Raw genomic sequence first — 14,191 nt, 5'->3', positions numbered from 1 at the left:
CCACCAGAACTTCCGCCGCGAAAGAGCCGATGAGGATGACGACCGCAGCGAGCACCGACAACACCGACAAGTCAGCGCGAGGCAGGAACGCCGAGCGCCCCCCACGCGTTTCGGCACTCAGGCGGTCCTGGGACAAGTACTGGTACGCCTGGGCCATGGTGACCCCGGTCGCCATCGTCCTGGCCGTCCTCGTCCTGTATCCGCTCGGGTACGGCGTCTACCAGTCGCTGACCGACGCCAATGAGGCGAACGTCGCCTCCACCATCGGCGCCTTCCACCGCCCGGCCACGTACAAGTTCGTCGGCCTCGACAACTACTGGCACGTCCTGTCCGGCGCGGACAGCGACTTCTATCCGCGCTTGTGGTGGACGGTCATCTGGACCGTGTCGTGCGTGACCCTCCAGGTCGGCATCGGCATGGGCCTCGCGGTGCTGCTCAACCGCGAGGTGCGCTTCCGCGGCTTCTACCGCGCCATGCTGATCCTGCCCTGGGCCGTCCCGTCGTTCATCGGCGTCTTCGCCTGGCGGCTGATGCTGAACTCCCAGTACGGCGTCTTCAACGAGATCATCACCGCGTTCGGGCTGCCCGCCCAGAACTGGCTCGGCACCCCGCTCGCCCAGAAGGTCGCCGTCATCATGGTGAACGTCTGGATCGGCATCCCCTTCAACATGGTCGCGGTCCTCGGCGGACTGCAGTCCATCCCCAAGGAGCTGTACGAGGCCGCCGAGATGGACGGCGCCTCGCCCTGGCAGCGCTTCGTCAACGTGACGCTTCCCGGCCTGCGCCCGGTGTCGAACACGGTGATCCTGCTGGGCTGCATCTGGACGTTCAACATGTTCAACGTGATCTATCTGCTGCTGGGCAACAACACCAGCGGCGACGCCGACATCCTTGTCACCTTCGCCTTCCGCAAGGCGTTCACCGGTATCTCGGACTACGCGGGCGCGGCGACGTACGGAATCATCATCCTCGCCCTCCTGCTGGCCTTCTCGACCTTCTACCGCCGCAGCACCCTGAAGACCGAGCAGGCGTAAGGAGCCATGGTCATGACGACAGCAACCCACGAGGCCTCCGCGTCCGCTCCCGCCGGACGGACCGCCACGGCCGCCCCGCGCAAGGTGCGCGGCCGTGCGGAGCGCGGCCTCGGTTCCTCGATCGCCCTGCACGGCACCCTGATCGTGGCCACGGTGATCGCGGCCTTCCCGGTGCTGTGGATCCTGTTCATCTCGCTCGGCCCGAAGAACGCCTGGCAGGAGCCGGGCCAGGTGCTGAAGAACCTCAGCTTCCACAACTACAGTGATGTGCTGAGTCATTCGGATCTGCCGAAATGGTTCCTGAACACGGTGATCGTGGCGGGCGGCACCACAGCGCTCGGCGTATTCCTGGCGGCAACCGCGGGGTACGCGGTGTCCCGGATGAGGTTCCCGGGCAGCAGGCAGCTGATGTGGACGTTCCTGGTCACCCAGATGTTCCCCAGTATCGTGCTGATCGTGCCGCTGTATCTCCTTATGTCCGAGCTGAACCTGCTCGACAACTACCTCGGCCTGGTCCTGGCGTACGCGACGACGGCCGTGCCGTTCTGCGCCTGGATGATGAAGGGGTACTTCGACACCATCCCGAAGGAGATAGACGAGGCGGGCCGGGTCGACGGGCTCACCCCGTTCGGCACGTTCTGGCGGCTGATCGTGCCGCTGGCCAAGCCGGGGCTCGCGGTGACCGCGTTCTACAGCTTCCTCACCGCCTGGGGCGAGGTCGCGTACGCCACGCAGTTCATGCAGTCCGACCACTACACGCTCGCCGTCGGTATCCGCACCTTCGCCCAGGACCAGCGTCCCGACTGGGCGTGGACCTCGGCCACGGCGATCATCATCACCATTCCGGCCGCCCTCGTCTTCATGCTGGTGCAGCGCAGCCTGGTCTCCGGGCTGACCGCCGGCGGCACCAAGTCGTAGCGGCGGCCCCGCCGCACTGCGCAAGCGCCTTCGTCGTTCCCCCCGCACCCCTAAGGGAATCCATGACCCAGCACGTCACCGACGCACTCCCCACCGACGCCGCCTCCGCCGCCTCCGCGCGCCGGGAGTGGTGGCGCGACGCGGTCATCTACCAGGTCTATCCGCGCAGCTTCGCCGACGGCAACGGCGACGGCATGGGCGATCTGCCCGGCGTCCGGGCCCGGCTTCCCTACCTGAGGGAACTGGGCGTCGACGCGGTGTGGCTGTCCCCGTTCTACGCCTCCCCCCAGGCGGACGCGGGCTACGACGTCGCCGACTACCGTGCCGTCGACCCGATGTTCGGCAACCTCACGGACGCCGACGACCTGGTACGGGAAGCGCACGCGCTCGGTCTGCGGGTGATCGTGGACCTGGTGCCCAACCACTGCTCGGACCAGCACGAGTGGTTCAAGCAGGCACTGCGTGAGGGCCCCGGCTCGCCGATCCGGGAGCGCTTCCACTTCCGTCCCGGCAAGGGCAAGAGCGGTGAACTTCCGCCCAACGACTGGGAGTCCATCTTCGGCGGCCCGGCCTGGACCCGGGTCGCGGACGGCGAGTGGTACCTGCACCTGTTCGCACCCGAACAGCCGGACTTCAACTGGGACCACCCGGCCGTGCACGACGAGTTCCGCTCGATCCTGCGGTTCTGGCTGGACCTGGGCATCGACGGTTTCCGCATCGATGTGGCACACGGCCTGGTCAAGGCGGCGGGACTGCCCGACATCGGTCACGACGAGCAGGTCAAGCTGCTCGGCACCGAGGCCGTGCCGTACTTCGACCAGGACGGCGTGCACGAGATCTACCGCAACTGGCGGCGCATCCTGGAGGAGTACTCGGGTGAGCGCATCGCCGTCGCGGAGGCGTGGACGCCGACCGTGGAGCGCAGCGCGCTGTACCTGCGCCCGGACGAGCTGCACCAGGCCTTCAACTTCTCCTATCTGACCACCGGTTGGAACGCGGCGGACCTGCGCGAGGTCATCGACCGCTCGCTCAGCGCCATGAACGCCGTGCACGCGCCCGCCACCTGGGTGCTCTCCAACCATGACGTGGTACGGCACTCCACGCGTCTCGCGGAAGGGGACGAGGCGCGTGGCCTGCGCCGGGCCAGGGCGGCGACCCTGCTCATGCTGGCGTTGCCCGGCTCGGCGTACCTCTACCAGGGCGAGGAGCTCGGCCTGCCCGAGGTGGTCGATCTGCCCGACGAGGTCCGCCAGGACCCGGCGTTCTTCCGCAGCGCGGGCCAGGACGGCACGCGCGACGGCTGCCGGGTGCCGATGCCGTGGTCCGGCGAGGTCGCGCCGTTCGGCTTCGGGCCGGTCGAGGGCGGCCCGAGCTGGCTGCCGCAGCCGGCCTCCTGGAAGCACCTGACAGTCGAGGCGCAGGAGGGCGACCCCACTTCGACGCTGGAGTTCTACCGGAGCGCGCTCGCCGTGCGCCGGGATCATCCGGCGCTCGGCGCGGGCCGCCAGATCACCTGGCTGCCGGGTCCGCGGGGTGTCCTCGCCTTCCGCCGGGACACCGAAGAGGGCTCGTTCGTCTGTACGGTGAACCTGACCGCGCTCCCCGTCCGCGTGCCGACTCCCGGCACCCTGCTCCTCGCCAGCGCGAACGTCGAGCCGGGCACCGAAACGACCGAAGTGCCCGCGGATTCAACGGTCTGGTGGGCAGTCTGAGATGCGACCGGTACAGTCCAATCCTGTGACCACACGGCTTGCCGACATCGCAGCCCAGGCGGGGGTCAGCGAGGCGACTGTCAGCCGCGTCCTGAACGGGAAGCCGGGCGTCGCCGCGACCACCCGCCAGTCCGTCCTGGCCGCCCTCGACGTGCTGGGCTACGAGCGGCCCGTACGGCTGCGGCAGCGCAGCGAGGGCCTGGTGGGCCTGATCACCCCGGAGCTGGAGAACCCGATATTCCCCGCGCTGGCGCAGGTCATCGGGCAGGCACTGACCCGGCAGGGTTACACGCCGGTCCTCGCCACCCAGACGCCGGGCGGTTCCACCGAGGACGAGCTGACGGAGATGCTGGTGGACCGCGGTGTCGCGGGCATCATCTTCGTCTCCGGCCTGCACGCGGACACCTCCGCGGACATGCAGCGCTACGAGCAGCTGCGCGCCCAGGGCGTCCCGTTCGTCCTCGTGGACGGCTTCTCGCCCAAGGTGCAGGCGCCGTTCATCTCACCCGACGACCGCGCGGCGATGGCCCTGGCGGTCACCCACCTCGTCTCGCTCGGGCACACCCACATAGGACTCGCCCTGGGTCCCAAGCGGTTCGTGCCCGTGCAGCGCAAGATCGAGGGCTTTGTGCGCACGGTGCAGGAGCAGTTGGGGCTGAACCCCGCGGACATCGAGGAGCGACTGGTCCAGCACTCGTTGTACACGCTGGAGGGCGGCCAGGCCGCGGCGAGCGCCCTCATGGACCGTGACTGCACGGCGATCGTCTGCGCGAGCGACATGATGGCGCTCGGCGCGATACGGGCGGCGCGCCAGCGCGGTCTGGAGGTCCCGAAGGACATCTCGGTGGTCGGCTTCGACGACTCTCCCCTCATCGCCTTCACCGACCCACCGCTCACGACGATCCGCAAGCCGGTCCCGGCGATGGGACAGGCGGCGGTGCGTACGTTGCTGGAGGAGATCGGCGGGACCCCCGCGCCGCACAGTGAGTTCGTGTTCATGCCGGAGCTGGTGGTGCGCGGTTCGACCGCTTCTGCCCCTGGGGACCGGAATCGTCCCTGAGGAGGAGAAGGTACGGCACGGGTTGGACTCCGCTCGGCGTAGAACGTGCGGCCAGAACCCAACCAAGGGATGATCGGTGCCACGGGGCTTTTCTGGCAGACTCTGTGCCTATGGGTGAGACGACCGTGACGACACTGGAAGGCCGGCAGCAGCAGGCCACTGCCCAGCCCGTCGCGGAGGAGAAGGCGGGGCAGGGTTTCCTGCGTCGGTTGCGGACCCCGCGTCGCCCCCGCTTCTGGTTCGAGATCCTGCTGATCGCCGTGAGTTACTGGACGTATTCGCTGATCCGGAACGCCGTGCCGGAGCAGAAACACGAGGCACTGCGCAACGCGGACTGGATCTGGCGGACGGAGCACCATCTCGGCATCGCCGTCGAGCAGTCGGTCAACCACGCCGTGAACTCGGTGACATGGCTGATCATTGGGATGAACTACTACTACGCGACGCTGCACTTCGTGGTGACGCTGGGTGTCCTGGTGTGGCTGTACCGCAGCCATCCCGGCCGGTACGCGGCGGCGCGGCTCGGGCTTTTCGCCACCACGGCCGTGGCCCTGCTCGGCTACTACTTCTTCCCTCTCGCGCCGCCCCGCCTGATGAGCGGCGGCCATTTCGTCGACACGGTGCTCGTCCACCAGACGTGGGGCTCCATGGCCTCCGGCGACCTCAAGCACATGTCCAACCAGTACGCCGCGATGCCGTCCATGCACATCGGCTGGTCCCTGTGGTGCGGCCTGACGATCTTCGCGCTCGCCTCGGCCCCGTGGGCCCGCGTCCTCGGCCTCCTCTACCCCACGCTCACCCTGGTCGTCATCGTCTCGACCGCCAACCACTTCTGGCTGGACGCGGTGGGCGGCATGCTGTGCCTCGCCTTCGGCTTCACGGTGGCCCGTCTCTGCTACGGCGCCCTGCCGTACGGGCTGCCGCGCTGGGCGCCGGGGACGCGCGGCGCGCCGTTGCCGCCCGTGAAGGCCTGAGCCGCGTCAGACCGCGCGGTGGACGAGGTACCCACCGGTCACGGTGAGGCGTACGGGTGCCTCGGCGACCTCGTCGGCGGGCGCCGCCACCGGGTCGAGGCCGAAGGCCGTGAGGTCCGCCCGGAATCCCGGGGCGATACGCCCGGCCACCTCGGACTCCCCCGCGGCCAGCGCGGCGTGCGTGGTGCAGCCCTCCAGCGCCTGGAGGCCCGTGAGCCCGCCGCGGGCGGCGGCGGCTCCCAGCGGCGCCCGCGCGGTCGCCAGGACGCCGCGTACGTCGTAGGGGGCGATCGGCCAGTCGGAGCCCAGGGCGACCACCGCGCCGGCGTCCCGCAGGTCCCGCATGCGCCACGCCCGTCCGGCACGGGTGGCGCCCAGCCGCCGCGACCACTCGTCCCGGTGATCACCCCTGGTGTACGCGGTGTGCGGCGGCTGCATCGACGCCGCGACCCCGAGCCGCGCGAAGCGCTCCAGCGTGCCGTCCGGGGCGGTCTCGATGTGCTCGATCCGGTGGGCGAGCCGTCCCCCGGCCCCGAGCCCCTCGACCGTGTCGAGAACGTGCCGTACGGCCGCGTCCCCGATGGCGTGCGTGGCCGTGCGGACACCGGCCGCGTGCAGTTGCCGTACCGCGGCGGTGTACGCGGCGGGGTCGGGCCAGAACGCCTCGGTGCCCTGCCCGTGGCAGTCGGCGTGCTCCAGCCAGGCCGTGCCGCCCTCCACGGTCCCGTCCATGAAGAACTTGACTCCGCCGACCAGCCAGTGCCGTCCCCGGCGTCCCTGGAGCGCCACCAGCTCGTCCAGGGCGTCCCGGTCCGCGCCGGGCATGCACCAGGGCGCGAACCGCAGCCGCACCGGCAGCACCGTCTCCTCGGCGACGGCGCCGACCAGCTCGGGATCGCCCAGGTCCATCGCGTGCGCCCCGGTCAGTCCGGTGGCCGCCATCGCGGACAGCAGCTCGACGAGCCGGGCCCGCCGCTCCCCGTACGAGGGCCGGGGCAGGACCCCGGCGACCAGGTCCATCGCGGCATGCTCGACGAGATGCCCGGTGGGCCGCCCCCCGGCGTCGCAGACGACCTCGGACCGCTGGACGAAGGACCGCGGCCCCCCGACCCCGGCGGCCTTCAGGGCCGCCTCGCTCACCAGGGCCGAGTGGCCGTCGTACAGGCGCAGGAAGGCGGGCGCGCCGCCGAGCACGTCCTCGACGAGGGCCCGGTGCACGGGCCGCCCGCCGAAGACGTTGTGGTCGAGCCCGAACCCGATGACCCACCCGTCGATCCGCGACGCATCCCGCAGCGCCCTTCGCAACCCGTCCGGATCCCGTACGGCGGACAGGTCGACGCCGGTGGCCATGTCCAGCCCCCACACCGGGTGGCTGTGCGCGTCCACGAGCCCGGGCACGAGGTCCGCGCCCTCGAGGGGCACCACCTCCGTTCCCGGCCCGCGCCAGTCCCGTACGTCGCCCTCGTCGCCCACCGCGGCGATCAGCCCGTCGCGTACGGCGACGGCGGTGGCGTGCGGCCGGGTGGGATCGAGGGTGCGGACCTTGGCGCCGGTGAGGATCAGCTCGGCGGTGGGCATGCGGATGACTCCTTTGAGGTGAACGGCTATGCGGCAGGCTCGGCGGCGAAGTCCGCGTAGACGTGAGGTCGTTGGCGGCGCAGCCACCAGGCGAGCGCGAGGCCGATGACGAAGACGGCGGGCGACAGGACGATCAGCACGGTGTTCACCGTGGTGGAGGCGCCGGTGAACAGGTCGATGTGGGTCACCACCAGCACGATGGCCGTCGCGAGCAGCACGGTCGCGACGACGGGCGCGACCACCGTCCGCAGCACGCCCTCCTGATGCGGGACCCGCCGGAAGTAGCAGGGCACGGCGATCGCGGCGAGGAGCTGGAGCGCGAACAGCCCTATCATCCCGGGGGTGTTGACCCACAGCAGCAGCTGCCCGTAGGGATCGGCACCGGCGGCCCAGAAGCCGAGGACGACGACGGCACCCAGCACGGTCTGGGCGATCCCGGCGACGTACGGGGAACGGTGGCCGGGGTGGATGCGGCCCAGCGCCCGGGGCAGCACGCCCTCTTCGGCGAGGGCGAGTCCGTACCGGTTGATGGCGTTGTGGAAGGCGAGCAGCGAGGCGAGGACGCTGGTGATGATGAAGACGTGCATCAGGTCGGCCGCCCAGCCGCCGACATACGTGGTGATCGCGGAGAAGAAGAGGCCGCCGGGATCCGTGGCCGCGGCCTCGACGACCTCCGCGTCGCCGAACGCCTGGATGACCACCCAGACGATGAACGCGTAGAACAGACCGAGGAATCCGACGGCGAGATACGTCGCACGTGGCACCGTGCGCTCCGGGTCCCGCGCCTCCCGTCGGTAGATGACGGTGGACTCGAACCCGGTGAACGCGGCGAAGGCGAAGGCGAGCACCGCGGCGGTACCGGGCACCAGGACATGGCCCGGTGCGAAGGAGGCGCCGGACAGGCCGTGCGCGCCGCCCTTCAGCAGCACCCCGCCCGCGAGGAGGACGAGTATCCCGGTCTCGGCGACGAGCAGCACGCCGAGCAGCTTGGCACCGAAGTCGATCGACCGGTAACCGCCGTACCCGATCACGAGCAGCCCGGCGAGGGACACGGGCAGCCACGGCACATCGGTACCGAAGAGCGCGTGCACGGTGTCCTGGGTGGCGGTGCCCAGCAGTCCGTAGACGCCGATCTCCATGCCGTTGTAGCCGATGAGGGCGAGCAGCGCGGCGCCGATGCCGACCGGCCGCCCGAGACCGCGGGTGATGTACGCGTAGAACGCGCCCCCACTGCGCACATGCCGGCTCATGGTGGTGAACCCGACGGCGAAGACGGCGAGCGTGATGCCGGCGACGAGGTATCCGGCGGGTGCGCCGATGCCGCCGAGCAGGATCGCGAGCGGGGCGACGCCCGCCATGACGGTGAGCGGGGCGGCGGCCGAGACGACGAAGAAGGCGATGTCGGCGGTGCCGAGGGAGCCGGAGCGGAGGGTCGCCGCGGGGGCCGGCGTTCTCTCCTCGGAGGTGGTGACGGGCATGCGTGGGAAGCCCTTCTGGCGGGGACGGGGAGCGGTCCGGGGCGTGCGGGGCGACCCGGGATGCCGGGGTCGTGACGGCCGCCGGGATCCGTAAACCTAAAGGCTTTCGGTTTCGGCAATGTAGCCTCCCGTTGGGCACCCGGGAAGACCTCAGGGAGAAACGCAGATCATGGGACGGCCGCGCACACCACTCCTCGACCGTGAGCGCATCACCACGACGGCGCTCGAACTGATCGATGAGCGGGGCGAGTTCAGCGTGCCGCAGATCGCCAAGCGGCTCGGTGTGCAGACCGGCTCGGTGTACCACCATGTGGACGGCCGGGATGGCATCGTGGAGCTCCTGCGGGAGCGGGTGGCGTCGGCGATCGACACGGACACCCTGTCGCTGACCCCGTGGGACACGGCCCTGGACGCCTGGGCCCGCTCCTACCGCGCGGCCTTCGCGGCCCACCCCAGAGCGATCCCGCTCCTGACCACGTCACCCGTACGGGCCCCCCGCGTCCTCGAGCAGTACGAGCGTGCGGTCAGCCTCCTCCTGGACGCCGGTTTCGCCCTCGCCGACGTGATGCCCCTGATCATCGCCCTGGAGAACCTGGTCCTGGGCTCCGCCCTGGACCTCGCGGCCCCGGAAACGATGTGGGAACTCCCGGACGAGACGACCACCCCACGCCTGGCCGCGGCACTGGACGCGGTGGGCGAGGGCCGAGCGAACCGGGCGTTCGAGCTGGCGCTGACGGGGTTCCTGGCCCACGCACGGGCCCTGCAGGCGTAAGCCCTCCCTGGTCTCCCCCGGTGCCCGGAGGGCTCAGGCGCCGTAGAACAGCTCGTCCACCACGGCCCGAGCCCGCCGAGTAGTGCGCCGATACCCGTCGATCATGTCCCCCACGTGCCCCGGCCCGTACCCCAAGTACCGCCCCACGGCGGCTAGTTCGCGCCCGCCCGACGGAAACGTGTCACCGGCGCGCCCCCGCACGAGCATCACCGCGTTCCGCACCCGCGTAGCCAGCACCCACGCCTCGTCCAGCGTCGCCGCGTCCTCGGTGGAGATGAGCTCGGCCGCACACGCGGCGGCCAGCGCCTCCCGCGTCCGGGTCGTCCGCAGCCCCGGCTCCACCCACCCGTGCCGCAGCTGCATCAACTGCACGGTCCACTCGACATCGGACAGCCCACCGCGCCCGAGCTTGGTGTGCAACGTGGGATCCGCGCCCCGCGGCATCCGCTCGGACTCCATCCGGGCCTTCAGCCGGCGGATCTCCCGCACCGCCTCGTCGCCCAGACCCTCCGCCGGGTACCGCAGCGGATCGATCAGCTCGATGAACCGCCGCCCCAGGTCGTCGTCCCCGGCCACGACTTCCGCCCTCAGCAGCGCCTGCGACTCCCACACCAGCGACCAGCGCCGGTAGTACGCCTCGTACGACTTCAAGGTCCTTACGAGCGGACCGGACTTGCCCTCGGGCCGCAGATCCGCGTCGATCAGCAGCGGCGGATCCGCGCTGGGAATCTGGAGCAGGCGCCGCATCTCGGACACCACGGCGTTCGCGGCCCGGGACGCCTCCTGCTCGTCCATCCCCTCCTGGGGCTCATGCACGAACAGCACGTCCGCGTCGGAGCCGTAGCCGAGTTCGTGGCCGCCGAACCGCCCCATCCCGATGACGGCGAACCGCGTGGGCAGGGTGTCCCCCCACCCCTCGCGCACGACGGCCCGCAGCGTGCCCGCGAGCGTCGCGGCCGTCAGATCGGACACCGCACCGCCGACCTGGTCCACCAGCGCGCCCTGATCCGCCACGGCGGGCGACTCCTCGGTCCCGTACGAGGCGACGATGTCGGCCGCGGCCGTACGGAACAGCTCACGCCGACGCACCCCGCGCGCGGCGGCGACCGCCTGCTGAGCCTCGTCGGCCCGCCTCACCGCCGCGAGTATCTCCTGCTCCAGATGGGCCCGGGTCCGCGGCTCGAGCCCGCCCGCGTCGCCGTCCCCGAGGAGCGCCACCGCTTCCGGGGCACGCATCAGCAGGTCGGGGGCGAGCCGCCCCGCCGAGAGCACGCGCGCGAGATTCTCGGCCGCGGCGCCCTCGTCCCTCAACAGCCGCAGGTACCAAGGGGTTTTGCCGAGCGCGTCCGAGACCTTCCGGAAGTTGAGCAGTCCCGCGTCGGGATCTGCGGAGTCCGCGAACCATCCGAGCAGCACCGGCAGCAGCGTCCGTTGGATCGCCGCCTTGCGGGTCACGCCGGACGCCAGCGCCTCCAAGTGGCGCAGCGCGGCGGCCGGATCGGCGTACCCGAGCGCGACGAGCCGCTCCCGCGCCGCGTCGGGGCTCAACCGGCTTTCGCCGGGGGCGAGTTGGGCGACCGCGTCGAGCAGCGGGCGGTAGAACAGCTTCTCGTGCAGCCGCCGCACCACCGCCGCGTGCCGCTTCCACTCACGGTTCAGCTCGGCGACCGGATCGGAACGCAGCCCGAGCGAGCGCCCGATGCGCCGCAGATCGGCCTCGTCCTTGGGCACGAGATGCGTACGCCGCAGCCGGTAGAGCTGTATCCGGTGCTCCATGGACCGCAGAAACCGGTAGGCCGCATCGAGCTGTACGGCGTCGACGCGTCCCACATATCCGCCGGCGGCCAGCGCCTTGAGCGCGTCAAGTGTGGTTCCGCTGCGCAGCGACGTATCCGCTCGCCCGTGCACCAACTGGAGCAGCTGCACGGCGAATTCCACGTCCCGCAGACCGCCAGGACCGAGTTTCAGTTCCCGCTCGATCTCGGCGGCGGGGATGTTCTCGACGACCCTGCGCCGCATCTTCTGCACGTCGGCGACGAAGTTCTCGCGCTCGGCGGCGTGCCACACCAGGGGTGCCAGCGTGGCCACGTACTCCTCGCCGAGTTCGAGGTCCCCGGCCACCGGACGGGCCTTGAGCAGCGCCTGGAACTCCCAGGTCTTGGCCCACCGCTGGTAGTAGGCGAGATGGCTGCTGAGGGTGCGCACCAGCGGGCCGTTGCGCCCCTCGGGCCGCAGGTTGGCGTCCACGGGCCAGATGCTGCCCTCGACGGTCGTCTCGGAGCAGATCCGCATCATGTGCGAGGCCAGCCGGGTGGCGGCCTGCACGGCCTTGCGCTCGTCGGCGCCCTCGACGGCCTCCCCCACGAAGATCACATCGACGTCGGACACGTAATTCAGCTCGTGGCCCCCGCACTTGCCCATCGCGATCACCGCGAGCCGGCACAGCGCGGCGTCGTCGGGCGCGGCGGTCCGGGCGATGGCGAGCGCGGCGCGCAGGGTGGCGGTGGCGAGGTCGGCGAGTTCGGCGGCGGTCTGGGCCAGGTCGATGGTGCCGCACACATCACGTGCGGCGATGGAGAGCAGGCAGCGCCGGTAGGCGACGCGCAGCGAGACGGGGTCCGTCGCCTCCGCCAGCCCCCGTTCGAATTCCTGCACCCCGGGGTGGAGGTCCTGCGGCTCGTACGTCACGAGCGCGTGCCAGTCGCGCGGGTGCCGGGCGAGGTGGTCGGCGAGCGCGGCGGAGGCGCCGAGCACCCCGAGCAGCCGGTCGCGCAGCGGCTTGGCCGCTATCAGCGTGTCGAGCAGTTCCCGCTGGGCGGTGTGCCCGTCCTGCGCCTCGACGAGCCGGACGAGCCCGAGCAGCGCGAGATCGGGGTCGGCGGTGGCGCCCAGCGCGTCCAGGAGCACCGGATCGGACCGTACGGGCTCCAGTTCCGCGCTCTCCAGGAGCCGTTCGGCAGCGGACGGATCGGTGAAGCCGTGCCGCAGCAGCCGCGTGAAGGTACTGCTTCTGCGCCCCGGCGCCGTCATCCCGGCCTCCTGTCGGATCAAGGTCGTACGAGCCCGAGCCTAACCCCGCATCCCAGGGTGGCGCCCCGCGCCGGATTGGGCTTCTGTATGGGGAGCCGTGCCGTACGACGAAGGAGTCACGCCATGGACATGACACTCGAAGTGATCCTGCTCCCGGTTTCCGACGTGGACCGGGCGAAGGAGTTCTACCGGGACAAGGTCGGCTTCCATGTCGATCTGGACGGCGAGGTGATGGAGGGGGTGCGGATCGTGCAGCTGACGCCGCCGGGCTCCGGGTGTTCGATCGCACTCGTGGACGGGCTTCAGGTCCCGACGGGCACGCCGCGGCCGGGGACTTACCACGGGATGCAGCTGTGCGTCTCGGACGCCAAGGCCGCGTACGAGGAGTTGACGGGGCGCGGGCTCGATGTGAGCGAGCCGGTCGCGTTCACGCCGCAGGACGGCGCCACGTTCATGTACTTCACGGACCCGGATGGGAACGGCTGGGCGATCCAGGAGTACCGGAAGCGGGCCACACAGCCGCTGCACCAGCTGCTGACCGAGCTGGCGGCGCAGAGGCAGTAGTTCATCCGGTCTTCATTCTGCGGGTTGAGCGACGTGGGGAATGGGAATTTTGGCGTGTGCATGCTCTGTCCGCACCGCCCCCGTTCCCTCCCCCCTCACCGGAGGTCGAAGTGTCCGGCAGAACCGTGTACCGCCGCAGCCGCGCCCTGGTGGCGTCCGCCATGGCCTTCACCGCGGCCGCGGCCGGCCTGTGGACCGGGTTCGGCGGCTCGTCCGCGGCGCATGCCGCGGGCGGGGTCCCGACCCCGGACCACGTCATCGTCGTGGTCTTCGAGAACCACGCATACAGCCAGGTGATCGGCTCCTCCAGCGCCCCATACATCAACTCCCTCAAGACCGGCGGCGCCAACCTCTCCCAGTCGTACGCCGAGACGCACCCGAGCCAGCCCAACTACTTCGCCCTGTTCTCCGGCTCCACCCAGGGGATCACGGACGACAGCTGCTACACGCCCGGCTTCTCCTCCGCCCCGAACCTCGCCTCGGAGCTGATCGCCGCCGGCAACACCTGGGCCAGCTACAACGAGACGCTGCCCAGCCAGGGTTCCACGACGTGCAGCAGCGGCAACTACGCGCGCAAGCACAACCCGTGGTTCGGCTTCAGCAACGTACCGACGTCCAGCGCCAAGACCTTCGCGCAGTTCCCGACGGACTACACGACGCTTCCGCAGGTCTCCTTCGTGGTCCCCAACCTGTGCAGCGACATGCACGACTGCTCGGTTGCCACGGGTGACACCTGGCTGAAGAACAACCTGGGCGCGTACGCGACCTGGGCCAAGACCCACAACAGCCTGCTCGTCGTCACCTTCGACGAGGACAACCGGCTCAGCGGCAACCGCATCCCGACGGTGCTCTACGGCCAGCAGGTGACGGCCGGCTCCTCGTCCACCACCACCTACAACCACTACGACCTGCTGCGCACGCTGGAGGACATGCACGGCCTCCCGCACGCGGGCAACGCCGCCTCCGGCAAGGACATCACCGGCATCTGGACGTCCTGAGATGTACGTCGCGGACAGCCGCGCCAGTACGACGGCGGCGGCGTCCGCGGAAGGCGCCGCCCGGCCCCGTGCC

11 protein-coding genes are annotated in these 14,191 nt (G+C 70.6%); 8 read left to right on the top strand and 3 right to left on the bottom strand.

All coding sequences use genetic code 11. The annotated features are described in order from the left end of the window. The first annotated feature begins 35 nt into the window (after positions 1 to 35). From AB0D27_RS34295 to AB0D27_RS34275, 5 genes are all read left to right on the top strand, one after another. Positions 36 to 1,034 (top strand): sugar ABC transporter permease, encoded by a 999-nt coding sequence (locus AB0D27_RS34295; RefSeq protein WP_362516433.1) that lies wholly within the window; start codon positions 36 to 38, stop codon positions 1,032 to 1,034. 12 nt (positions 1,035 to 1,046) lie between these two features. Further along, positions 1,047 to 1,952, top strand: coding sequence for a sugar ABC transporter permease (locus AB0D27_RS34290; RefSeq protein ID WP_362516431.1), 906 nt, complete (start codon positions 1,047 to 1,049; stop codon positions 1,950 to 1,952). A 62-nt stretch (positions 1,953 to 2,014) separates the two neighbouring features. Continuing rightward, positions 2,015 to 3,664, top strand: a complete 1,650-nt coding sequence (locus AB0D27_RS34285; RefSeq protein ID WP_362516429.1) for a glycoside hydrolase family 13 protein — start codon at positions 2,015 to 2,017, stop codon at positions 3,662 to 3,664. Positions 3,665 to 3,689: 25 nt separating this feature from the next. Continuing rightward, complete coding sequence (locus AB0D27_RS34280; RefSeq protein WP_362516427.1) at positions 3,690 to 4,724, top strand: LacI family DNA-binding transcriptional regulator; 1,035 nt, start codon at positions 3,690 to 3,692, stop codon at positions 4,722 to 4,724. 110 nt (positions 4,725 to 4,834) lie between these two features. Continuing rightward, complete coding sequence (locus AB0D27_RS34275; protein WP_362516425.1) at positions 4,835 to 5,698, top strand: phosphatase PAP2 family protein; 864 nt, start codon at positions 4,835 to 4,837, stop codon at positions 5,696 to 5,698. A 6-nt stretch (positions 5,699 to 5,704) separates the two neighbouring features. On the opposite strand, the gene AB0D27_RS34270 is transcribed toward AB0D27_RS34275, so the two are convergent. Together AB0D27_RS34270 and AB0D27_RS34265 are read right to left on the bottom strand one after the other, a co-directional pair. Continuing rightward, entirely contained in the window at positions 5,705 to 7,276 is a 1,572-nt protein-coding gene (locus tag AB0D27_RS34270) for an amidohydrolase (protein ID WP_362516423.1), read from the bottom strand. A 26-nt stretch (positions 7,277 to 7,302) separates the two neighbouring features. Then, positions 7,303 to 8,754 (bottom strand): APC family permease, encoded by a 1,452-nt coding sequence (locus tag AB0D27_RS34265; protein WP_362516421.1) that lies wholly within the window; start codon positions 8,752 to 8,754, stop codon positions 7,303 to 7,305. Between the two features lie 169 nt (positions 8,755 to 8,923). Between AB0D27_RS34265 and AB0D27_RS34260 the strand changes: the two genes are divergently transcribed. After that, positions 8,924 to 9,526 (top strand): TetR/AcrR family transcriptional regulator C-terminal domain-containing protein, encoded by a 603-nt coding sequence (locus tag AB0D27_RS34260; protein WP_362516419.1) that lies wholly within the window; start codon positions 8,924 to 8,926, stop codon positions 9,524 to 9,526. Between the two features lie 33 nt (positions 9,527 to 9,559). Here the strand turns inward: AB0D27_RS34260 and AB0D27_RS34255 are convergent, their stop codons facing one another. Continuing rightward, positions 9,560 to 12,556, bottom strand: a complete 2,997-nt coding sequence (locus AB0D27_RS34255) for a bifunctional [glutamine synthetase] adenylyltransferase/[glutamine synthetase]-adenylyl-L-tyrosine phosphorylase (protein ID WP_362516417.1) — start codon at positions 12,554 to 12,556, stop codon at positions 9,560 to 9,562. 123 nt (positions 12,557 to 12,679) lie between these two features. On the opposite strand from AB0D27_RS34255, the gene AB0D27_RS34250 reads away from it, so the two are divergent. Both AB0D27_RS34250 and AB0D27_RS34245 read left to right on the top strand, forming a co-directional pair. Continuing rightward, positions 12,680 to 13,120 (top strand): VOC family protein, encoded by a 441-nt coding sequence (locus AB0D27_RS34250; protein ID WP_362516416.1) that lies wholly within the window; start codon positions 12,680 to 12,682, stop codon positions 13,118 to 13,120. A 110-nt stretch (positions 13,121 to 13,230) separates the two neighbouring features. After that, on the top strand, positions 13,231 to 14,118 hold the full coding sequence (locus tag AB0D27_RS34245; protein ID WP_362516414.1) for an alkaline phosphatase family protein: 888 nt from the start codon (positions 13,231 to 13,233) through the stop codon (positions 14,116 to 14,118). Positions 14,119 to 14,191: the final 73 nt, after the last annotated feature.

This window comes from Streptomyces sp. NPDC048415 (assembly GCF_040651675.1).
Classification (GTDB): domain Bacteria; phylum Actinomycetota; class Actinomycetes; order Streptomycetales; family Streptomycetaceae; genus Streptomyces.
The sequence above is the reverse complement of the archived record's forward strand: the minus strand, read 5'-3'. Positions and strand labels throughout refer to the sequence as shown.

Coding starts and splice junctions, on each gene's coding strand:
- AB0D27_RS34265 (WP_362516421.1), bottom strand. CDS start 8,754: ATGCCCGTCACCACCTCCGAGGAGAGAACGCCGGCCCCCGCGGCGACC.
- AB0D27_RS34295 (WP_362516433.1), top strand. CDS start 36: ATGACGACCGCAGCGAGCACCGACAACACCGACAAGTCAGCGCGAGGC.
- AB0D27_RS34290 (WP_362516431.1), top strand. CDS start 1,047: ATGACGACAGCAACCCACGAGGCCTCCGCGTCCGCTCCCGCCGGACGG.
- AB0D27_RS34270 (WP_362516423.1), bottom strand. CDS start 7,276: ATGCCCACCGCCGAGCTGATCCTCACCGGCGCCAAGGTCCGCACCCTC.
- AB0D27_RS34260 (WP_362516419.1), top strand. CDS start 8,924: ATGGGACGGCCGCGCACACCACTCCTCGACCGTGAGCGCATCACCACG.
- AB0D27_RS34250 (WP_362516416.1), top strand. CDS start 12,680: ATGGACATGACACTCGAAGTGATCCTGCTCCCGGTTTCCGACGTGGAC.
- AB0D27_RS34275 (WP_362516425.1), top strand. CDS start 4,835: ATGGGTGAGACGACCGTGACGACACTGGAAGGCCGGCAGCAGCAGGCC.
- AB0D27_RS34285 (WP_362516429.1), top strand. CDS start 2,015: ATGACCCAGCACGTCACCGACGCACTCCCCACCGACGCCGCCTCCGCC.
- AB0D27_RS34255 (WP_362516417.1), bottom strand. CDS start 12,556: ATGACGGCGCCGGGGCGCAGAAGCAGTACCTTCACGCGGCTGCTGCGG.